Origin of the sequence: Salinimicrobium sp. TIG7-5_MAKvit, assembly GCF_049569215.1 — a bacterium.
Classification (GTDB): domain Bacteria; phylum Bacteroidota; class Bacteroidia; order Flavobacteriales; family Flavobacteriaceae; genus Salinimicrobium; species Salinimicrobium profundisediminis.
This window is the reverse complement of record NZ_CP145903.1, coordinates 2,321,129-2,344,221: the sequence shown is the minus strand read 5'-3', so window position 1 is coordinate 2,344,221 and position 23,093 is coordinate 2,321,129. Positions and strand designations below refer to the sequence as shown.

General features: G+C 42.2%; 11 protein-coding genes, 2 tRNA genes and 2 rRNA genes. 4 read left to right on the top strand and 11 right to left on the bottom strand.

Going from position 1 to position 23,093, the window contains the following annotated elements:
• Nucleotides 1-28 precede the first annotated feature (28 nt).
• The 7 genes from V5739_RS10500 to V5739_RS10470 form a co-directional block, all read right to left on the bottom strand.
• Nucleotides 29-2,862 (bottom strand): 23S ribosomal RNA (locus tag V5739_RS10500).
• 248 nt (nt 2,863-3,110) lie between these two features.
• A tRNA-Ala gene (locus V5739_RS10495) sits at nt 3,111-3,187 on the bottom strand.
• Nucleotides 3,188-3,344: 157 nt separating this feature from the next.
• Nucleotides 3,345-3,418 (bottom strand) — tRNA-Ile (locus tag V5739_RS10490).
• A 196-nt stretch (nt 3,419-3,614) separates the two neighbouring features.
• Nucleotides 3,615-5,136 (bottom strand): 16S ribosomal RNA (locus V5739_RS10485).
• Together the 16S and 23S rRNA genes with 2 tRNA genes alongside form the textbook arrangement of a ribosomal RNA operon.
• 1,653 nt (nt 5,137-6,789) lie before the next feature.
• Complete coding sequence (locus V5739_RS10480) at nt 6,790-8,736, bottom strand: putative porin (RefSeq protein ID WP_423818133.1); 1,947 nt, start codon at nt 8,734-8,736, stop codon at nt 6,790-6,792.
• Nucleotides 8,737-8,842: 106 nt separating this feature from the next.
• Nucleotides 8,843-10,282, bottom strand: a complete 1,440-nt coding sequence (locus V5739_RS10475; RefSeq protein WP_423818132.1) for a RagB/SusD family nutrient uptake outer membrane protein — start codon at nt 10,280-10,282, stop codon at nt 8,843-8,845.
• A 14-nt stretch (nt 10,283-10,296) separates the two neighbouring features.
• Entirely contained in the window at nt 10,297-13,356 is a 3,060-nt protein-coding gene (locus V5739_RS10470; RefSeq protein ID WP_423818131.1) for a SusC/RagA family TonB-linked outer membrane protein, read from the bottom strand.
• Between the two features lie 326 nt (nt 13,357-13,682).
• On the opposite strand from V5739_RS10470, the gene V5739_RS10465 reads away from it, so the two are divergent.
• The 3 genes from V5739_RS10465 (at nt 13,683) to V5739_RS10455 (ending at nt 17,287) form a co-directional block, all read left to right on the top strand.
• Complete coding sequence (locus V5739_RS10465; RefSeq protein WP_423818130.1) at nt 13,683-14,282, top strand: ribonuclease HII; 600 nt, start codon at nt 13,683-13,685, stop codon at nt 14,280-14,282.
• Between the two features lie 22 nt (nt 14,283-14,304).
• Entirely contained in the window at nt 14,305-16,728 is a 2,424-nt protein-coding gene (locus V5739_RS10460; protein ID WP_423818129.1) for a hypothetical protein, read from the top strand.
• A 178-nt stretch (nt 16,729-16,906) separates the two neighbouring features.
• Nucleotides 16,907-17,287 carry an endonuclease domain-containing protein gene (locus V5739_RS10455; RefSeq protein WP_423818128.1) on the top strand — a complete coding sequence of 127 codons (381 nt, stop codon included), beginning with the start codon at nt 16,907-16,909 and terminating at the stop codon, nt 17,285-17,287.
• Nucleotides 17,288-17,377: 90 nt separating this feature from the next.
• Here the strand turns inward: V5739_RS10455 and lipB are convergent, their stop codons facing one another.
• Both lipB and V5739_RS10445 read right to left on the bottom strand, forming a co-directional pair.
• Nucleotides 17,378-18,088, bottom strand: a complete 711-nt coding sequence (gene lipB, locus V5739_RS10450) for a lipoyl(octanoyl) transferase LipB (RefSeq protein ID WP_423818127.1) — start codon at nt 18,086-18,088, stop codon at nt 17,378-17,380.
• 11 nt (nt 18,089-18,099) lie between these two features.
• Nucleotides 18,100-18,261, bottom strand: coding sequence for a YqaE/Pmp3 family membrane protein (locus V5739_RS10445; RefSeq protein WP_266069320.1), 162 nt, complete (start codon nt 18,259-18,261; stop codon nt 18,100-18,102).
• A 120-nt stretch (nt 18,262-18,381) separates the two neighbouring features.
• Between V5739_RS10445 and lysS the strand changes: the two genes are divergently transcribed.
• Nucleotides 18,382-20,079: a lysine--tRNA ligase gene (gene lysS / locus V5739_RS10440; RefSeq protein ID WP_423818126.1), complete on the top strand. Its 1,698-nt coding sequence runs from the start codon at nt 18,382-18,384 to the stop codon at nt 20,077-20,079.
• A gap of 47 nt (nt 20,080-20,126) precedes the next feature.
• On the opposite strand, the gene V5739_RS10435 is transcribed toward lysS, so the two are convergent.
• Nucleotides 20,127-21,086: a PorP/SprF family type IX secretion system membrane protein gene (locus V5739_RS10435; RefSeq protein ID WP_423818125.1), complete on the bottom strand. Its 960-nt coding sequence runs from the start codon at nt 21,084-21,086 to the stop codon at nt 20,127-20,129.
• A 46-nt stretch (nt 21,087-21,132) separates the two neighbouring features.
• Entirely contained in the window at nt 21,133-22,992 is a 1,860-nt protein-coding gene (locus tag V5739_RS10430; RefSeq protein ID WP_423818124.1) for a T9SS type B sorting domain-containing protein, read from the bottom strand.
• Nucleotides 22,993-23,093: the final 101 nt, after the last annotated feature.

The following is a 23,093-nucleotide window of genomic DNA, read 5'->3' as shown; positions in this document are numbered from 1 at the left end:
TCCTCCCCGGCCCTTGCAGGCCGGGAAGCGCACTAAGCTATACGGATTATTAGTATCACTCGGCTATGACATTACTGCCTTTACACCTGTGACCTATCAACGTGGTAGTCTCCCACGATCCTTTAAAGAAATCTCATCTTGTGGTGGGTTTCGCGCTTATATGCTTTCAGCGCTTATCCCTTCCCAACGTAGCTACCCAGCAGTGCTCCTGGCGGAACAACTGGTACACCAGAGGTTGGTCCAACTCGGTCCTCTCGTACTAGAGTCAGATCCACTCAAATTTCTAACGCCCACTGTAGATAGAGACCGAACTGTCTCACGACGTTCTGAACCCAGCTCGCGTGCCACTTTAATGGGCGAACAGCCCAACCCTTGGGACCTTCTCCAGCCCCAGGATGTGACGAGCCGACATCGAGGTGCCAAACCCCCCCGTCGATGTGAGCTCTTGGGGGAGATCAGCCTGTTATCCCCGGAGTACCTTTTATCCTTTGAGCGATGGCCCTTCCATGCGGAACCACCGGATCACTATGCTCTACTTTCGTACCTGATCGACCTGTATGTCTCTCAGTCAAGCTCCCTTATGCCATTGCACTCTACGCACGGTTACCAAGCGTGCTGAGGGAACCTTTAGAAGCCTCCGTTACTCTTTTGGAGGCGACCACCCCAGTCAAACTACCCACCAAGCACTGTCCTTCCAATGGAAGTTAGGCTTCAAACAAGTAAAGGGTGGTATTTCAACAATGACTCCACGATACCTGGCGATACCGCTTCAATGTCTCCCACCTATCCTACACATCACTTGTCCAAAGTCAATACTAAGCTATAGTAAAGGTTCACGGGGTCTTTTCGTCCCACAGCGGGTAATCGGCATCTTCACCGATACTACAATTTCACCGAGCTCATGGCTGAGACAGTGTCCAGATCGTTGCACCATTCGTGCAGGTCGGAACTTACCCGACAAGGAATTTCGCTACCTTAGGACCGTTATAGTTACGGCCGCCGTTTACTGGGGCTTCAATTCAATGCTTCGCCAAAGCTAACATCTCCTCTTAACCTTCCAGCACCGGGCAGGTGTCAGACCCTATACATCATCTTTCGATTTAGCAGAGTCCTGTGTTTTTGATAAACAGTCGCCTGGACCTTTTCACTGCGGCCCCACCGGAGTGGGGCGACCTTTCTCCCGAAGTTACAGGTCAATTTTGCCTAGTTCCTTAGCCATGAATCTCTCGAGCACCTTAGAATTCTCATCCCAACTACCTGTGTCGGTTTGCGGTACGGGCTGCTTTTGCTCGCTTTTCTTGGAAGTCGATATTCAGGATTATCACCGCCGCCGAAGCTTGGGTGTACTATCGGGGTGTTACCACTCCCTTCAACGCACTATTCCGTCAGTGCGCACCTAATTCTCGCCTCCGTCACTTTTAACGCAAAGCAGGTACCAGAATATTAACTGGTTGTCCATCGACTACCCCTTTCGGGTTCGCCTTAGGCCCCGACTAACCCTCAGCTGATTAGCATAGCTGAGGAAACCTTAGTCTTTCGGTGTGCGGGTTTCTCGCCCGCATTATCGTTACTTATGCCTACATTTTCTTTTGTAACCGCTCCAGCATACCTCGCAGTACACCTTCTACGCTGTTACAATGCTCCCCTACCACTCTATACTATTGTATAAAATCCATAGCTTCGGTAGTATGTTTATGCCCGATTATTATCCATGCCGAACCGCTCGACTAGTGAGCTGTTACGCACTCTTTAAATGAATGGCTGCTTCCAAGCCAACATCCTAGCTGTCTAAGCAGTTCAACCGCGTTTTTTCAACTTAACATACATTTGGGGACCTTAGCTGATGGTCTGGGTTCTTTCCCTCTCGGACATGGACCTTAGCACCCATGCCCTCACTGATTAACATCATTTTATAGCATTCGGAGTTTGTCAGGAATTGGTAGGCGGTGAAGCCCCCGCATCCAATCAGTAGCTCTACCTCTATAAAACTAATTAATCGCTGCACCTAAATGCATTTCGGGGAGTACGAGCTATTTCCGAGTTTGATTGGCCTTTCACCCCTACCCTCAGGTCATCCCAAGACTTTTCAACGTCAACGGGTTCGGTCCTCCACTATGTGTTACCACAGCTTCAACCTGCCCAAGGGTAGATCACACGGTTTCGCGTCTAACACTACCAACTAAAGCGCCCTATTCAGACTCGCTTTCGCTACGGCTCCAGGGCTTAACCCCTTAACCTCGCTGGCAACGTTAACTCGTAGGCTCATTATGCAAAAGGCACGCCGTCACCCCCTAAAGGGCTCCGACCGCTTGTAAGCGTATGGTTTCAGGATCTATTTCACTCCGTTATTCACGGTTCTTTTCACCTTTCCCTCACGGTACTGGTTCACTATCGGTCTCTCAGGAGTATTTAGCCTTAGCGGATGGTCCCGCCAAATTCATACAGGGTTTCTCGTGCCCCGCACTACTCAGGATACCACTATGGTTTATGTTCATTACTTATACCGGGCTATCACCGTCTATGGCCACTCTTTCCAAAGTGTTCTAATTCTGTTCACAACCAATGTCGTGGTCCTACAACCCCGGTAAGTCCGTAAACTTACCGGTTTGGGCTAATGCGCGTTCGCTCGCCACTACTAGCGCAATCACTATTGTTTTCTTCTCCTCCGGGTACTTAGATGTTTCAGTTCTCCGGGTTCGCCTCCTTGCGGATACTTAACCTTCAGTTAAGTGGGTTGCCCCATTCGGATATCTGCGGATCAACCTGTATGTGCCAGTCCCCGCAGCTTTTCGCAGCTTATCACGTCCTTCATCGCCTCTGAGAGCCTAGGCATTCCCCATACGCCCTTATTTAGCTTATGTGCTTTTACCTAATATGCTCTTTTAAAAGTTATGAGTTAAGAGTTCAGAATTATAAATAACTCCTATTCTTACTTCAACACTCCTATTTAATATAATTTGCTCTATCTATAATCTTACAACTATAGAAATTTTTATGTTTCTCGTATTCTTATTTTCCAATATGTCAATGAACGTTTTTCAAATGTTTAAGGTTTAATGTTTAAGGTCTAATGAGGTTAATCATTATTCCTTAAGCCTTAATCATTTAAATGGTGGAGAATATCGGAGTCGAACCGATGACCTCCTGCGTGCAAGGCAGGCGCTCTAGCCAGCTGAGCTAATCCCCCGTTTTTTTAGTTGGCAGTTATCAGTATTCAGTATTCAGTTCTCACTGTACTGCGTACTGCTTAACTGCGTACTGTAAACTGGTTGCCCAACTTCTAAAATTTCCTTTCAATAATTCTCAATGAACTTCGTACTTCGTATTTCTACCTTCGTACTTCGTAGTCTCAGGCAGACTCGAACTGCCGACCTCTACATTATCAGTGTAGCGCTCTAACCAGCTGAGCTATGAGACTGCAATTAGTAGTGAGTAGTTAGTATTTAGTAGTGAGATAGCTTTTCGCCTCATCTCAATACTCAATACTCATATCTCAATACTATATATTATTAAATTGACAGTGAATTAAGACCAAAAGAAGCTTATCACTTCATTTGTAAAAAGGCTCCTTATGTCGTAATTGCGTTTTGCCTTATAAGAGGCAAAATCTCTAGAAAGGAGGTGTTCCAGCCGCACCTTCCGGTACGGCTACCTTGTTACGACTTAGCCCCAGTTACCAGTTTTACCCTAGGCGGCTCCTTGCGGTGACCGACTTCAGGTACCCCCAGCTTCCATGGCTTGACGGGCGGTGTGTACAAGGCCCGGGAACGTATTCACCGCATCATGGCTGATATGCGATTACTAGCGATTCCAGCTTCACGGAGTCGAGTTGCAGACTCCGATCCGAACTGTGATAGGGTTTATAGATTCGCTCCTGGTCGCCCAGTGGCTGCTCTCTGTCCCTACCATTGTAGCACGTGTGTGGCCCAGGACGTAAGGGCCGTGATGATTTGACGTCATCCCCACCTTCCTCACGGTTTGCACCGGCAGTCTGATTAGAGTTCCCGACATTACTCGCTGGCAACTAACCACAGGGGTTGCGCTCGTTATAGGACTTAACCTGACACCTCACGGCACGAGCTGACGACAACCATGCAGCACCTTGTAACTTGCCCGAAGGAAAAGGTGTTTCCACCCCTGTCAAGCTACATTTAAGCCCTGGTAAGGTTCCTCGCGTATCATCGAATTAAACCACATGCTCCACCGCTTGTGCGGGCCCCCGTCAATTCCTTTGAGTTTCATTCTTGCGAACGTACTCCCCAGGTGGGTTACTTATCACTTTCGCTTAGCCACTCAGCTCTCAATCGAGCCAAACAGCTAGTAACCATCGTTTACGGCGTAGACTACCAGGGTATCTAATCCTGTTCGCTACCTACGCTTTCGTCCATCAGCGTCAGTGAATTATTAGTGATCTGCCTTCGCAATCGGTATTCTATGTAATATCTATGCATTTCACCGCTACACTACATATTCTAACCACTTCATAATTACTCAAGGTATGCAGTATCAATGGCAGTTCTACAGTTGAGCTGCAGACTTTCACCACTGACTTACAAACCCGCCTACGGACCCTTTAAACCCAATGATTCCGGATAACGCTTGGATCCTCCGTATTACCGCGGCTGCTGGCACGGAGTTAGCCGATCCTTATTCATACGGTACCGTCAAGCCCCTTCACGAAAGGGTGTTTCTTCCCGTATAAAAGCAGTTTACAACCCATAGGGCAGTCTTCCTGCACGCGGCATGGCTGGATCAGGCTCTCGCCCATTGTCCAATATTCCTCACTGCTGCCTCCCGTAGGAGTCTGGTCCGTGTCTCAGTACCAGTGTGGGGGATCTCCCTCTCAGGACCCCTACCTATCGCCGCCTTGGTAAGCCGTTACCTTACCAACTAACTAATAGGACGCATACTCATCTTTTACCGCCGAAGCTTTAATTATCAAACGATGCCATTTAATAATACCATGGGATATTAATCCGGGTTTCCCCGGGCTATGCCCCTGTAAAAGGTAGATTGTATACGCGTTACGCACCCGTGCGCCGGTCGCCACCATCCGAAGACGTGCTGCCCCTCGACTTGCATGTGTTAAGCCTGCCGCTAGCGTTCATCCTGAGCCAGGATCAAACTCTTCATCGTTAAATCTTATATACTTTAACAACTACTAAAGGAATTCCTCTTCTTCATCTCACCTAAATGAGAATCAAAGCTCAAAACGTTCTTCTAGTCTTAATTCTTATTATTGCATTTGTTGCTAATTAAAGCAACATACGCGCTGTCAATTCAATATGTCAATGAACTCAAACCCCTCCGCCTTCGGCACCCCCCCCTTTACAAGGGGAGGATCATTCCGTATTATTTGGAAGGATCGTCTTGTTGAAATTAAAGGAGTCGAACCTTATTCTATCTCACCCAACCCGGGATTTCTTTTCAGTATGTTTTTATGAACTTTCGCTCCCTCTCAAAGCGGCTGCAAATGTATAACCTTTTTTAAAACTGACAAGAAAAAAATTTTATTTTTTTTCAGCCACTCTCGAAGCTAATCCCGTAAAAGCGGATGCAAACTTACAACCTTTATTACTTAACTTCAAAATGTTTTTTAGAGAACTTTTTCAACCTTAAAAGAACACTTAACGTGCCTCTCAAAGCGGATGCAAAGATAAAACCAATTTCCTTTACAATCCAAGATAAAATTCAAAAAAAATTTCAGAGAACTTATTTGCTTTGATCCTTTGCTACATCTAGGCTCAGACACCGTCTCTCCTACCCCGTCACTCCCTCTCAAAGCGGCTGCAAATATACAACTGAATTCTAATCCCACAAGCCTCCAACAAAAATATTTTAAGGTTTTTTTGACATTTTTCTAAACCCCAAAACTAAGGTGCTGAAAATGACATTTTTGAAGGAAGATTTTTTCTGTACTTTTTTTATCCTGAAACTGAAAGTAGAGGATGTATGGTTACAAGGATGGGCATTTTTCGATGGTGCGACCCCCGCCGGGGTCGTGTGGGGCGTGATCTCTTGGTTATAAATATTGGACCCCCTTCGGGGGTCACAGTTCCCTCCACTCCTGTTATAGTCATCCAATCCCTTCGGGATTGTAGGTACATGATATGTCTTATATATAGTATATAGATCTACTACCAACAGGAGATGCAATTTTATGAAAGTCCTATAATTATACGGCTCCTTCGGAGCCTGAGACATACCTATGAGAAAAGAGGTGCCGAAAATGGCATTTTTGAGAAGTAATATTCCGGAAGGTGCGACCCCGTCGGGGTCGGGGTCATCACGGTATCCAGGTTAAAAATATACGACCCTTTTGGGGTCTGGTTTCGTTACCTGTTCCCATTATTAAAGAAATGAGGCCCATCGAGGTCGTGGTTTGGGACGTGTTCCTGTTATTAAAGAATGAGAACCATTGGGCTCTTCGGTTCGTGACCTGTTACGTTACAAATAGACCCGTTAGGGTCTACCCATCAGGATCCAAAGGATCCGGTATTTGTATTATTCTTCAGCAGGGATGACCCCGAAGGGGTCAAATGTTTATAGCTGATAAACGAAATATCCATCGAATTATATTAATAGGAATCAAAACAAACAATCCAATCCAATTATTTCAATGCCAATCGAAGAACAAAACCCCAATCCCATTACATAATAATGATTCGAAGATGTTTGCCCGCGTTAGGGATAGCAGCGGAAATCCTTTTTGTGAAGTATGAACAAAAAGATTGGAGCGGATAGCCCGACCCGCATGAGCGGTAGCGAAGGCGGAGAACGCCCAAATAATTACATAAAGAAATTCCAGACTAACCCAAACCTTACTCCAAAGTCACGTGAGGGATAAAGGGGTGCCGAAAAATTGTTATTTGCTTCAATTAGATAATTCAGGTTTTCCAGTTTGAAGAAGATCCGGGCCTGTCGTATTTTACCATTGAAGAAAAAATCTACAGTTGGAAAACCTTCGACTTGTTGCGAATTCTGAACATAAAATTCTGCAAGAACAGGATCATACCCATTCATCTCGTAGTTTGTAAAGTAATTTAGCGTGAAACCGGTCTGAAGATAAAGTGCCCGCTGGAACCAGTAGTCTTTATAGTAAAAGGTGTTCCTGGTGACCAAATCGGGTACATTTAGAACCTGCCCACCATCTAAAACAGTCTGGTAAAGCAAGGTGTTATTAAGCGCAAACTTGCCCAGGCTAAATTCCCTGCTCCCCTTCACCTTTACATAACTCACCTGATCGTTGTGCTGAAATGGCCTTACAAATCCTGCTTCGCCTATCCCAAAGTAAGCCATATCATTAATTGTAGAGAATTCTACGTTGGCATTCAACCATTGAGGCGCCCAGAGATCAAAACCCAGAGACTGCCGACTTTCATTTGAAAAGGAGGTTTGCCAGTTGTAGTTTATATAGTCACTCTGGTAGAGTAGAAAATTATAATTGGGGGCATGATCATTAATATTGGCCGTGGCTGCAACCACAAAATCTGAGGACAGCGCATATGAAAGTCGGGCGCCGAGGTCATATCCTTTAAAATCTCCTGTTAAGTTGATCATTCCGCTCGCTTTGAACTGAAAGTCACCCAGAGTACCCAGATAATCTCCCCCTGCTGAAAGTATATCTCCCTGAAGCCTGTTCACTATATACCCTCCTTCAAGATCTAGCACGGTATTATAGCCATAGTTATAGTGGGTGTGCTTTCCGCGGGCAATAATTCTTGCAAGATTCCCGGCTGTAAAACCAACATAGACCTCGTTGGATGTTGATGTGAGCCGGGTTATATCTTTTAAACCCACCTCTTCGAAAGAGGGCCCAAAGAGTTCACTGGCTGAAGCCTGTTGAAACTGATATTTCTTATAGGTATGATTTAAACGGTGACCAATCCTGAAGTCCCGCTGTACAAGAGAATCTGCTCTTTTATAAAGTGCATATGAGTGGTCGATAAAAAATCGTTTCCCAAATAATGTAGATTGAGCATCTTCAAAGTTCACGTCAAGCCGGGAGCGATCTTCAAATTCGGGATTTTCTGCAATGTATTGATCAAGGGACGTGGCTGTAAGTCCGCCGTTTTCTTCATTAAGAAGGTCCTGTGAAACAAAATGTGTTTTCATATTGTACCTGCCGTTTGGGGAACTATAACCGAGTGTAGTTCTAAAATTTCCGGTACTGGTGAGCATATGCCGATATCGACCTAACGACCGAAGTCCTTTATATCCTATTGAAATATTGAGATTAGGAGAGGTGTTTACAGTAAAAAGAGCATCAGCTGCCTGACCTTGTTCGAATACTGTCTTAAAAAAAAGTTCGGTAAACGGAGTAGGAACGTTATAGTAGAAGATGTCTTCTACTTCCATAAAATTATAATGTCTCGCTCTAGCGCCAAATTGAGGAAGTACCTCCCGCTCTTCAATAAAATTATACGTTAGTCGATTATAAGAACGACCGACATTTGAAAATGGCAGTAATCCAAAATTGTCTTTTCTAAGATAGTTAAACTGATAATCCTTGTATATATGAAGCGTGGTATCTACTGTTGTGGTATCGTTATCTACAGAAATAATCTTGTAGAGATCAATTGGGGCTTTTTCAACAGAAGATTCATTTTTTGGGTCACGTGCAGTTTGATCCTGCCCCTGAATATTATTCCCACCACGATTAAGCCTTCTTTCCTGGGCCAGTATACCAAAGGGGATTAAGAATATAAAAAGGAGTAAGATGTTCTTTTTGTCCATAAAATTCTTGAATGGAACAAAAGTATGATAAATGTATTAAAGGAATATCATAAACAAAAAAAACCGCCCCAATTGGGACGGTTTTAGATCAATTAAGCATTAAAAATTAATTACCGTATCCGAAATTCTGAGGAACATTTGCATTTGCATCTGCCTCTGCTGCCGGAATTGGGAGAGCTAAATTATAACTTCCATAATCAGGTCCGCCGTGTGTTTGTAGCAGTGGGTCTGGAAGAGGAATATCTTTACCAGTTCTTACTAAATCATGGAAACGGAAACCTTCAAATGCCAATTCTTTCCTTCTTTCTAAAAGAATGTTATCCTTAGAGGCTACAGTAAACAAATCGGCTCCTCGGTTTTCAGGGATAAGATTCAACCATGTAAGAGCTTCTGCAGGGCTACCTGTTTCTAACAATGCTTCTGCATAAATTAGAACAATTTCCTCATACCGTATAAGTGGCACATTGTCTTCGTAAGGTGCTGTTGAAGGGTATTTACCAATATTGCGGTAGGTTCCGGTTGGAGTCACCCCTATAACGGTTTCTGGCGCCACATAATCAGGTGAACTTTGTGCAATATCAGGATCATACGCATGTACACCACGAATATCATCTTCACTATATATAGCAGCCAAGTTAGGTAATGCAACTACGTCACCATAACTACCGGCCTGGTAGATATTAGCCAAACCATTGATACCTGGGTTATCTGTAGCTGTAAATGCTACTTCGAAGATTTTATTAACACCTCCATCAGTTCCAAAAGAAGCAAGAAAGCCATCTTCTGAAACTACTGCAAACGCGCCTGAATCAATTACAGTTTTAGCTGCAGTTAAAGATCTTGGAAAATCTCCAAAATAATTAGCCACACGTGCTTCTAGTGCAACGGCCGCAAGATTTGATATAAATTCTGAAGAAGTTCCAGCTCCTGCAGGTAGAAGATCCTGAGCAGTTTCCAAATCTGCATAAACCAAATCTCTCACTTCACTCACTGTATTACGTGGAGGAAAAAGATTATCATTATCTCTAAAAGAAGTCACATAAGGCACACCCAAAGCATTTAAACCTCCGTCATTAACGTGCTGCTGACCATAAAATTGAACAAGCACAAAATGAGCTAATCCTCTAAGAGCATAAGCCTGGCCTTTAATAATATCAATAGCCGCTTGTTCCCCTTCAATTCCCTCAGCTGCGATAACGACATTTGCCGAACCTATCACACGATACATTTGCTGCCAAAGAGTTTCAGCAGTTGTTGTAGTTACGAGTAAATCCATTTCTGCTTCACGCACAAATCTATTAGAATTGGCGTTAGAGTAAGTATTATCTGAAAATACTTCCCCGAGAATAATTATATCTCTTCCAAAAGACTCAGTCTCAGATAATCTGTCATAAGCTCCAATAAGTACAGCTTGAAGATCGTTGACGGTATTAATACTCGTCTCAATGCTCTTGTCTTGTCCTAAAGTAGGATTAAGATCCTCTTCTGTACAAGAGCCTAATATTCCCAGCCCTAAAGCTAGTACGAATAAATATTTTATTTTCATTTCTCTATTTTTTTTTAAAATTTAAGATTAACTCCAAATGTATACGATTCAACAGGTGGCGTAGTTAATGAAGTATATCCAATAGCCTGAACTTCAGGATCTAATTTCAATCCATCATCTTTCACCCATGTTGCAACATTTGTACCGCGCAAGCTTAGAGACAACCCATCAATACCAATAGCTTCTGCATAGGAAGCAGGGAAAGTATAACCAATAGCAACATTTCTTAACCGAACATAATCACCATCGAAAAGGTGTCTTGAAGATGTTGACTGGAAGCTTCTACTACTATTGTAAATCAATGCAGGTACATCAGTCACATCTCCTGGCTGCTGCCATCTCTCCATAAGTTCCTGAACTCCATTATAAGATCCCAAAGCAAAAGAAGAAGGAGTCATGTAAAACTGTGCATACTGCTCATAAATTTTATGACCTCCAGCAAAATAAAGGTTTGCTTCAGCAAAAATACCTTTGTAACTAATTCTTGTTCCTAGACCTCCAGAGTAAGTAGGCAATGCACTTGCATTTTGGTATACTCTTTCAGCACTACTATAATTATTAGTCACTTCTCCATCAACCCCATTAAGATACCAAGTAGGAGCTCCAGTTTGAACGTCAACGCCGGCCCAGGTTGGCATATACCATGCAGCTACAGGGAGACCAACTTGCGTAGTCTTATAGGAGGATCCTGCCAAAGGGTTTAAAGGATTTCCATCTGCTCCAAGCGCAAGCTCAGTCACTTCGTTCTCCACAGTTGCATAATTAGCAGAAACATTCCAGTTAAAATCTTTTGTGCTGAATATTAAGAACGACAACTCTGCCTCAACACCATCATTAATCATTTCCCCAACGTTTCTATTTTGTAATTCAAAACCTGTAGTTAGAGAAAGAGGAACTTCTTGTAAAAGATCATAAGTTCTTCTCTTAAAATAAGATACAGAACCTTCTAATCGATTATTCCAAACACCAAAACTCATACCGATATCAAAGGCTTCTCCTTTTTCCCAAGTAAGATCGGCGTTACCAAACTGTGAAGGGACAGCTCCACCACGACTGTTATAAGCAGCTCCAAAATCTAACAGTGCTTGATATGCGTTAAGATCTACACCGCTGTTACCTGTAATACCATACGAAGTTCTAAGTCTTAAAGTATTAAAGACCGATTCACTCATAAAGTCCTCCATATGAATATTCCAGGCTGCCCCAAGAGAACCGAAATTTCCAAATCTATTTCCTTCAGCAAAACGTGAAGAACCTTCTCGCCTGTAAGTTGCATCCAAAACATACTTTCTTGCATAATTATAATTGAAAAGAGCAAGATAAGATACATTGTACCAATCAGTGTATTCAGAAGTAGCATCAAAATTAGCACTAGCAGAGGCAATATTTGTCAATCCATCTGCCGGGAAATTCTCTCCATAACCATACAAATAAGAGTTTTGATTATGCTGATACTCAAACAATCCTGTAATATCAAAATTATGATCTACATCTACTTGAAAATTATAGTTTAAAGAACCCTGGTAAACCCAGTTAAAGTTCTGCTCAGTACTTCTTTCAGACCAACCATTGACAGGAGCTGCAGATCCTTCATGACGGTTTCCATAACTTTTATAGTCATTTAATTGAAAATCTAAACTAATTCTATTTGAAAAAGTTAGGTTATCAACCAATTCCCAGTCTAGTTTATTATTAAATATCCCTCTTGTTAAAGCATTTTTACTAATATCATTATCAGTTACATATAGAGTATTATGCAAAGAACCAAAAGGCAAATCAATATTTAACTCTCCCTCATCATTATAAATAGGGTTGAGTGGATTCATCAAATACCTGGTAATAAATGGATTTGAAAAGAAAGTTCCTAACTCCAAAATTGGGTTAGATGTAGTATGAGATAAATTTATAGAAGATGAAAAATCTAAATTATCTCTGAATTCTTTTTCTACAGATAAAGCTCCAGATAATCTTTTAAATGCAGCACCAATAACAGTTGCTTCTGTCTCATTATAACCTACAGACGCATAAAAAGATCCTTTCTCATCTCCTCCTGAAGCAGATAAAGTATAATTTTGCAAAAGAGCATCTTCATTTTTAATAGCTTCGCTCCAGTTATATATTTCACCACCATATTCAAGAATGGCTGGAGAAAGAAGTTCGTTATCAACTCCTAATTGCAGAGCATTATCATAAGTAAAACCAAATTCAGAATAAGCATTAACAAGACTCTCTCTTAATAGATCAATCCTCTGTGGCCCTGTCAAAGGCTTTCTCTTATTATAAGCATCATTTTGAACACCTATACTAGAAGTAAAGTTAAATTTCACTTCACCATCAGCACCACGCTTCGTGGTAATTACGATTACTCCATTAGAACCCCTGGCTCCATAAGCTGCTGTAGCAGAAGCATCTTTCAAAACAGTTATACTAGCAATGTCCTGACTATTAATTGAAGATAGAGGGTTTAATGAACTAGAATCATTACTTCCAGCAATATTACTGTTATTTACAGGAACACCATCAATAACATAAAGAGGCTCATTACTTGCATTTAGGGAACTGATACCCCTTATTCTCACATCCTGGGTAGAACCAGGAGTACCTGATGACGCAGAAATTTGAAGACCTGCAACTTTTCCCTGTAACGCCTGATCTGCTGATACTAAAGGAACTTCGGCAACTTCTTCACCCCTAACTTGAACAGATGACCCCGTAAGCTCATTAGCTCCCCGAGAAACATACCCCATTACTACAACTTCTTCAAGCTCTGCAGCATCTGGACTAAGAGTTGCGTCAATCACCGTAGCATTTCCTACTCTTTGTTCCACTTTAAGGAAACCTAGATAAGAAAACACCAAAACATCATTACTTCCGGCAAGAATACTGTACTTCCCATCGAAATCAGTTTGGGTTCCCACCTGCGTTCCCTTTACCACGATATTAACACCCGGCAAAGGCAAACCTTCATTATCAGTCACTGTACCTCGCACAGTCTGCTTTTCTTGTTGCGCAAAAGCAATTTGCACAACTAACACCAGTAAAAGTGTTAGAATTCCACTTAATTTTCTTTTCATTTTATAAATTATTTGAATTAGCCAACGCCAAAAATGGTAATAAAATCTTAATAAAACAAGGTTGGCTTATAAACTAAGCTGTTAATTATTTAAGAAGTTGATGAAACTCCATATCTATAACCTTATAGTTGAAAAAATTAATTTCTCGATTTTGCCGTTATAGCTGAAAAAAAGAGATTTCTTTAATAATAAAACACAAACATCAAAGTTGTTCTATATTGAACACAGCTTTTCAACATAAGACTTTCCCTCTGTTTTGAAATTTTTACTTTTGCAGCTACCATAATATTTAAGGAATTTACATTTCTTCTTAATTCAGCTTTCCCATGTTAGCAAAGAGCTTTTCTAAACTTCCATTAGAATGCGGCACAGATGAAGCCGGCAGGGGTTGCCTTGCAGGTCCTGTCACTGCGGCTGCCGTTATCCTACCCAAAAATTTCCGGAATAAGATCATCAATGACTCAAAGCAACTCAATGCACTTTCCAGAAACAAATTGCAGAAAATCATCAGGGGAAAGGCAGTCTGTTATTCGGTGCAACATATTTTTATGGAAGAAATAGACGAAATCAACATCCTAAACGCCTCTATCAGGGCAATGCACAAATGCATAGAAAACCTGAACCCCATACCCGAATTCATTATCGTAGACGGCAACAGGTTCAAGAACTATAAAGAAGTTCCGCACGAGTGTATTATAAAAGGAGACGGCAAATTTCTAAGTATTGCAGCAGCGTCAATTTTAGCCAAGACTTACAGAGACGAATTCATGACCAGGATTCACGAAGAATATCCCATGTACAACTGGAAACAAAATAAAGGTTACCCCACAATTGAACATCGCGAAGCCATCAAAAAATACGGAGTCACAAAGTACCACCGCAAAAGCTTTAAGCTCCTGCCCGGGCAACTGGAACTTTCTCTTTAAAATTTACTACATTCAACTTCCCATGAAGAAGATCCTGACATTTTTTACCATCCTGTTATTCTTTTCCTGCGCCAACGAAGCCCCGGTTTCGGGAGAACTTACCGATTTTTTGCCCCAGGATCCGGCGGTAATAGTGCAGATGAAAAACCCCGATCTCTTCTTCAGCAATATTCAAAACAATGATTTTCTCAAGCTCAATTCCGAAAATGAACTTTACATTAAAATAAAAGAAGGACTCGAGATCCTGAAATATTTCCCTCATCAAAAAGAGGCATTACTCGTCCTTGATCCTAAAGCCGAACAATCCCTGGATTTCCTATTTATTAGTCGCGATAACCTAAAACCTAAAAACCTTGACTCTATCCCCAACCGGCAGGTAGAAACAATGAACTTTGATGATCTCGAGGTGCAAAAATATGTTTTGGAAGGTAAAACGGCTTTTTCAACACATATAGATAGCATTAGTTTGTTAAGTAACTCCCTTCCCTTATTAAAAGAAACCGCCAGGGGCAATTCAGCCTTGAGTAAAGATCTACAGGTGGCTTTCAAAGCAGCCTCTCCCAAAAAAACTTCTGTATTTCTTAATTCCGATAAAGCAACTCCTTTCCTGAAAAAGCTCTTTTTAACACCTTTTTCAAACTTTACTAAATGGACTGTCGTTGATACCGACATTTCCCAGAACGACATCAGGCTTAACGGTATCACCATTGCTTCCGATTCTCTTCCGCGCCTCATCAATGTCTTCCAGGGTGTAGGGACTTCAAAAAATACCCTGGCCAATATCACTCCCGTGACCAGCTCCGGATTCAATTCCGTAAGCTTTCAGGATTTCAAAAAATTGAATGAGAATTTGCTCTTTTTGAGAGGTAAGGAAACAGAAACTACCTTTACTGAAGAAATTTCCCTCCTCACAGCAGCCAGTGAAGCAGGAAGTATTCATCTTGCTGAAGGTTTAGTGTTCGCTATACGCTCTGCGGAAGCTGAAAATGGCCTGCAGACATTAAATTATGAGCCGGAACAAACTGAAGAATTCCGTGGGCTACCCATCTACAAATTTCCCCACTCCAATTCTTTTTCTGAAATACTTCAGCTGTTACTGAATCCAAAAGACCTCCATTTTTTGACATTTTTGGATAGCTACATACTCTTTTCTGAATCTTCCGAAGCATTGAAGGAAGTGATTGCCGCTGTTCAGGATGATCTTGTATTGTCAAATACCGAAGCTTACAAAACCTCTTCAGAAAATCTCAGTTCAGAAGCTTCACTTTTGATAATCCGGAACAACCAGGCAGAAGGAACAAATGAAACAGAGCAACTTGACTACACTAATTACCCCATTACAGCGGTTCAATACATCTACCAGGACAATTTTGCCCACCTGCACAGTGTGGTGGCGAAGAGTGCTGCTCTAAAAACCGACAAACCTACTTCGCAGGCCGCGAGTGTTGCCCTGGCAGCAGCCCTGAACTCTCCGCCAGTCTTCTTCAAAAACCATCGCTCAAACGGAATGGATATTGTAGCGCAGGATGTTCAAAATACGCTGTACCTCATTTCGCCCGAAGGAAAGATTTACTGGAAAAAAGACCTGGGATCTCCCATTTTAGGAGAAGTACAAACGGTAGATATTTTAAAAAATGGCAGATATCAACTTGCTTTTGCGACTCAAAATGAAGTTCATGTCATAGATCGCGACGGGAACCCAGTTAAACCTTTCCCGCTTAAGTTTAGAGATAAGATTACCCAGTCTCTGTCTGTTTTTGATTATGATAAAAAACGTGATTACCGTTTTATGGTAACGCAGGGGCGCGATGTTTATATGTACGACCGCAAAGGAAAAGGTGTAAAGGGGTTCAATTTCTCTAAAGCTTCTTCGGAAATTATACAGCCTCCAAAACACATTAGGATAGGCCGAAAAGATTACATCGTAATCCCTGAAACTTCCGGCAAACTGAATATTCTTAGCCGCACCGGAAAAATTCGTGTTCCTGTGAAAGAAGATCTAAATTTCTCTGAAAATGCCTGGTACGAGTACAATGGAAATTTCGTTTCTACGAACACCTCAGGCCAGATCATAAAGATCAGCGAAAACGGAAATGTAAAAAAAGAGGATCTTGGCCTTGCTGAAAATACCCGCATCACAGCCACCGAAAAAACGCTGGTCACCCTTTCAGAAAATGAGCTCAGCATCAAAGGTAATGCTGTGACCCTTGACTTCGGACTATACGACCATCCGCAGATCTTCTTCCTCAACAATAAGATCTACGTATCAGTAACCGATCTTCAAGCTAAAAAAGTATATCTGTTTGACAGTAATGCCAGGCTAATAGACGGGTTCCCTGTTTATGGAAATTCTTTAACAGACCTCTCCAATGCCGACGAAGATGCAGCTTTGGAATTAGTGGTGCAGGACGAAGAGAATGGGATTTTGGTTTATGAGGTGAATTGATCTTAACCCCTAAATCCCCTAAAGGGGACTTTAAATTTCTGTTTATTTTTATTTTACTTCCAAAATAAAGCGCCTTCTGAAAGGTGGGAGCAAAACTGAAATATATTGCACTTTTCATCTCTAGGTTCCTTGTGGGAGATTTTTCAAATTTTCATATTTTTCAAGTAAATAAAGAATTATGGAGAGCAATATTTATGATATGTTCTATGGAGCATCTCCCATTATTCATAAGCAGGCGAGAGAATTACGTGGAAAGGAAACAAAGGCAGAAAAGCTACTTTGGAGTTTTCTATGCAACCGCCAACTACAGGTGAAATTCCGAAGACAACATCCAATAAATCAATATATTGTTGACTTCTATTGCCATGAGCTAAAATTAGTGATAGAAGCAGATGGAGGGATTCATGATCGGAAAGAACAAAAAGAATACGATCATATGCGGAATGAACATCTTCAGAAATTTGGGATTACCCTGATGAGATTTAGGAATTCAGAAATCTTCAATACAACTGAGCATGTGATAAGATTAATAAAAAATCAGGTTGATAACCTTAAGTAAAGCCACCTTCAGGTGAGTAATAGCAGCATCTCCTTAACTTCAAACCCATATCCTCTAAAGGGGACTTTTCAGAAACAGCTAAAGCCCCCTTTAGGGGGTTGGGGGTACCAATTCAGCCTCAAAAAGGGCAGAAAAATGCTTCTTTATTTTTTGCTTCACCTCCTCTACAGGAACTTCCTTTACGCCCAGCTCTACATTGAGGGAGGTTACTGCTTTTCCTTTAATTCCGCAGGGAATGATGTTATCAAAATATCCCAGGTCGGTATTCACATTAAAGGCAAAACCGTGCATGGTAACCCAGCGGCTGGCACGCACCCCCATTGCGCAAATCTTTCGCGCAAAAGGCGTATCACTATCCAGCCACACTCCTGTTTCCCCTTTACTGCGGCCTGCTTTGACCCCGTACTCTTTAAGAGTTAGAATAATAGTTTCCTCAAGAAGCCTTAAATATTTATGGATGTCTGAAAAGAAATTTTCAAGATCGAGTATAGGATAGCCCACAATTTGTCCGGGTCCGTGATAAGTAATATCCCCGCCCCTGTTGATCTTGTAAAAAGTGGCATTTTTTAGCCCCAGTTGTTCCTCATTGATGAGGAGATGTGACATATCTCCGCTCTTTCCGAGGGTATAGACATGGGGATGCTCTACAAAAAGCAGGTGATTTTTGGTGGCCTTTGAAGTTCCTTCTCTACGGTTGGCAATCTTTTGATCGAGAATTCCCTGGAACAATTTCTCCTGGTACTCCCAGATTTCCTTATAATCCCGCTGCCCTAACTCCTCAAATTCAATGTTCCTGTTCAAATCTTTTCTTTTTACCTGCCTTTGTTATTATTCAGGATGATTAGTGCGGCAATTACTCCCGGCACCCAACCTAAAAGTGTAAGTATAAGCACGATAAGAATAGAACCACAACCTCTGTCTATCACAGCAAGGGGTGGAAAAAGGATCGACAATATTACTCTCCAAACACTCATAGGCAGCTACAAATATATTAAAATCTACACCAACCAAATTAGCGCTTTGCCCGTTAAAAAACAATTGATTGGTTGCGGTATAGTCTGTATCTTTGCAAGTCGAATCTTGAACTAAAGAAAATGCATTTATCTGAACAGGAACTCATTCGCCGGGAGAAACTCGATTCCCTGCGAAAACTGAATATAGACCCTTATCCCGCGGCACTTTATCCCGTAGATCATACTACTTCGGAAATAAAGTCTGAATTTGAAGAAAACAAAAAGGTGGTCATCGCCGGGAGACTTATGTCCCGAAGAATACAGGGAAAGGCTTCTTTTGCTGAAATTCAGGATTCCACCGGAAGAATTCAGGTGTATTTCAACCGTGACGAGATTTGCAAGGGAGATGATAAAAGCAAATACAACGACGTCTATAAAAAACTTCTTGATATAGGGGATTTTATAGGCATTGAAGGTAAGCTCTTCAATACGCAGGTGGGTGAGAAAACAGTAATGGTTGAGAACTTCACACTTCTTAGCAAATCATTAAAACCGCTTCCACTTCCAAAGACCGATAAAGAAGGGAAGACCTTCGACGAATTTAATGATCCCGAGTTGCGTTACCGCCAGCGTTATGCCGATTTGGTAGTGAACCCAAAAGTGAAAGAGATCTTTGTAAAAAGGACTAAGCTATTCACTGCAATGAGGAACTTCTTTAACGACAAAGGCTACTTTGAAGTTGAAACCCCCATTTTACAATCTATTCCGGGAGGAGCTGCTGCGCGGCCTTTCATAACGCACCACAACGCATTAGATATCCCGCTTTACCTGCGGATTGCCAATGAACTTTACCTTAAAAGGCTTATTGTAGGTGGCTTTGACGGCGTTTATGAGTTCTCCAAAAACTTCAGAAATGAAGGAATGGATAGAACCCACAATCCGGAATTTACTGCAATGGAGATCTATGTAGCCTATAAGGACTACAACTGGATGATGGAGTTTACCGAAAACCTCCTGGAACACTGCGCTGTTGCCGTAAACGGAACTACCGAAGCCACTTTTGGAAAGCACCAGGTAGATTTTAAAGCCCCTTATGCCAGAGTGACAATGACCGATGCCATTAAACAATTCACCGGATTTGACATTACCGGCAAGTCTGAAAAAGAACTTTTTGAGGCCGCAAAAGGCATGGGCATCGAGGTTGATGACACTATGGGTAAAGGAAAGCTCATAGATGAGATCTTTGGTGAGAAATGTGAAGGCAACTTTATACAGCCCACATTTATTACAGATTATCCAAAAGAAATGAGTCCGCTTTGTAAGGAGCACCGCGAAAATCCGGAGCTTACAGAGAGATTTGAGCTTATGGTCTGCGGAAAAGAGATTGCCAATGCTTATTCTGAGCTAAATGACCCTATAGATCAAAGAAATCGTTTTGAAGAGCAGCTACAATTGTCTGAAAAAGGTGATGATGAGGCAATGTTTATTGACAATGACTTCTTACGAGCCCTGGAATACGGAATGCCCCCAACATCGGGACTTGGTATTGGAATGGACCGATTGATCATGTTCCTTACCAACAAACAATCTATACAGGAAGTGCTTTTCTTCCCGCAGATGAAACCCGAAAAGAAAGCAGCCACACCAAAACCTGAGGATTTCATAAAAATCGGAGTTCCGCAGGAATGGGTAGATACAGTGATGCACGAATATGGTACTGTTGCCAAACTTCAGGAAAATAAACCTACCCAGGTACATCAAAAGCTCAACGGACTAAGAAAGAAAAATAAATTACCCATTGCTGCACTGCAGCTGGAAGAGGTAGAAAAGTGGTTCTAAAATGCCATTTTTGACAGTTTATAAAGAGGAGCCTTCGGGTTCCTCTTTTAGTTTATGGCCGGGCACCCACAGTGATATCGGGTTCTTGGTGCACCAAAATTATACCCAAGGATAATTTGATGAAAACCACTGTTACTAAGCACCACTTCATTAAACTGCCGGGAAAACGTGTAACCAAATAAAAATTTCCTGTATTCCACACCGGCAAAAGGAGTGAGATATCTCAGGTTTTCTGTATCACCTTCCATTTTATCAAGCCCCTGCCGGTAAGACAATCCGGCCCATATTTGCCCGAACTCAAAATTCCGGTAGCCTTTCAGGTTAACATCTGCAAGTTTTTCAGAAGTATCTTCCACAAGTTGCAGCATGGCCGAAGGCTCCAGGTACCAGTCATAAGCCGGTGAAATAATGTAACCGGCAGTTAAAAAATACCGTCTTTGATTAGTAGCGATGTTATGACTATTGAACAATTCCCTCGTTACGGGTAAAAGATTTTTTGCAGTGGCATGTATATAAAGATCTTTATTGAAATATGACATCCCCACATCCATATTCGCGTAACTTACCGAAGCCTTCTCCTGCCCCAGCAGCGGATCGGGCTGGGTAAAGCCGCTTTGGTCAAGCCGATGCTGAATAACCCCTGCACTAATTCCAAAACTCAACCTATGCAATTGAAGGTCTCCTGCAGGCAGCCTTAAATGGTAGGCGAATGCCCCATACGCGCCCGATTTAGAAAAATTCCCATTCCTGTCGTTAAAAAGAATAGCACCTATCCCCTCTTTGTTGCCCAATCTGCCATTAATGGTAAGCGTCTGCAATCCCGGCGCATCATCTACATCAAACCACTGCTGCCGGGCCGTTAACCGCAGTTGATTGTTCACTGCCGCCCCGGCAAGAGAAGGGTGCAGCAGGAAAAGATTATCTGTAAGATAATCTGAATATGTCGGAATGATCTCCTGCCCTCTACTCTCCCCAATATTGAAAAAAGTACAGAGAATAAGAACCAAAAAAAGGGATTTTAAGAGGCTGTTATTTTGCTTCTGTTCAACCATGTTAACGCTTTAATGAAAAGTGGCCTTTTTGAGGCTCAAAACCATCTATAGATATTTGATACCAGTAATCTTCTGAAGGCAGTTCCTTTCCATTATAAGTACCATTCCAGGAAAATCCGGCGCCACTTCCGGCAGCCAGTAACTTCCCGTACCTGTCAAAAATCCTGATTTCAGAATTGCTGAAATATTCAACTCCTTTAAGTTCAAAGTTGTCATTAAAGCCATCACTGTTAGGGGTGATGAATTGAGGGGTGACAATATGCGGAAATTCTTCGGAAACCGTTTTACAACCTTCGAGATCGCGTATATAAGCAGTATATATTCCGCCGGAAATATTCTGAAAAACATTTGACTGCTGAAAATTGCTTCCGTCAAGAGAAAATTCAAACTGCCCCGGATGAGCTGCTTCGATGATCACGCTGTTGGCTTCCGAAGTAATTTTAGCAATTTCGGCAACCGCTACAGCTGCTACTTCAAATGTTCTCAAAGCACTGCAGCCGTTGGAATTTGTCACTGTTACAGAATAGTTTCCGGGATTAGTCACAGAGATCGTCCTGCCCGAAGCCCCTGTACTCCAGTTATAGCTGAAATTTCCAGGCCCGGCATCAAGGTCTACCGTATTGCCGGCGCACAATTGCAACTCCTCATCCATTGTTTGAGGCACTGTAAAGATTTTCAAAGTAACCGGAGTACGGGGCCCTGGCTCACAATTAAAACCCGATTTTGCAGCTTCGGCATAATAAGTTCCGGCAGCTGTAGGCACAAAAGAATTTCCCGTTCCAACCTCAACGCCTCCTGTAACTTTATCAAACCATGTCACAGATTCATCTGGCTCCACATTAACCTTAAGTGCAGGAAATGGGTCTCCCTCACAAATATTTTCATCTCCGCTACTTACCGGCGCCAAAGGAGTTTCCACAAAGTATACAGCAAAAGATTCGGAAACCGAGCTACAGAGATTATCGTCAAGATTTACCGAATTTTCGGCTACTTTCACCCTGTAATACCGGGTAGAATTAATAGCCGGAGAAGTGTACACCGTGCCTGTTGCCCCCAAAATATCCTGCCAGTTATTTGCATCTGTACTTTCCTGCCATTGAAAAGCATGACTTTTATATACCGTATGGTCTGGGGTGGCGGTTAGTGCCACATTTACGGGAGCATTAGGTTCACAAACTTCAAGAGAACTTCCTGCCGTTGTACCAGAGGTAATTTCCGTGAGGTCTCCACAAGACCTGAAAATAATATCGTCTATGGCGAGATCGTTTCCGCAGCCACCAATCCCATTGTTGAACATTTTAAGGATCACCAGGTCCTGCCCCGGCTGAGACTGGAAGGTCAACGCAAACTGTTCCCAGTAAGGGGTAGATGAAGAATGGATATCTCCCGTATCACCCTCTGCAAGTAAGTGGGTATCGGTCTTATCCCAAATTTGAAACCTCACATTTATTGGGATACCTCCATTTGCACAACCAGTACGAATAGGACTTAGAATATTCATAAGGTAAGCCGAAAACTCATAAGTAGTAGCTTCACACAACCCGGAGATTTCTCTTTTGAAGAACAATCCGGCATTTTTATCGTCTGCATTTACAATAAGTGCATTCCCATTAGATAAAGTAGAGTTGGGCAGAAAAGAATGCCAGTCTTGAATTCCCTGTCCAATTGTGCTTGAAATAGTATAATAACCGTCCTGAGGATCTCCCGAAACACGCGGATAACTTGTAGTCCCGGCTGGTAAAGTACCAGACGAAAAATCTTCATGAAAAATAGCGTCTCCCTTACTGCCGGGACAAAATCCCAGCTGGGAAAAGACATTTCCAGATAAAAGGAAGAAAATAAGAAAGCAGGAAACCCTCATCTTCTTTCAAAGGTACAGGAAACCCTCAAATTTTAAGAAATTTTTAGCATCTTATTTAAAAGCAAATGCCACCAGTTATAATTTCATTTTAAACCTTTTAC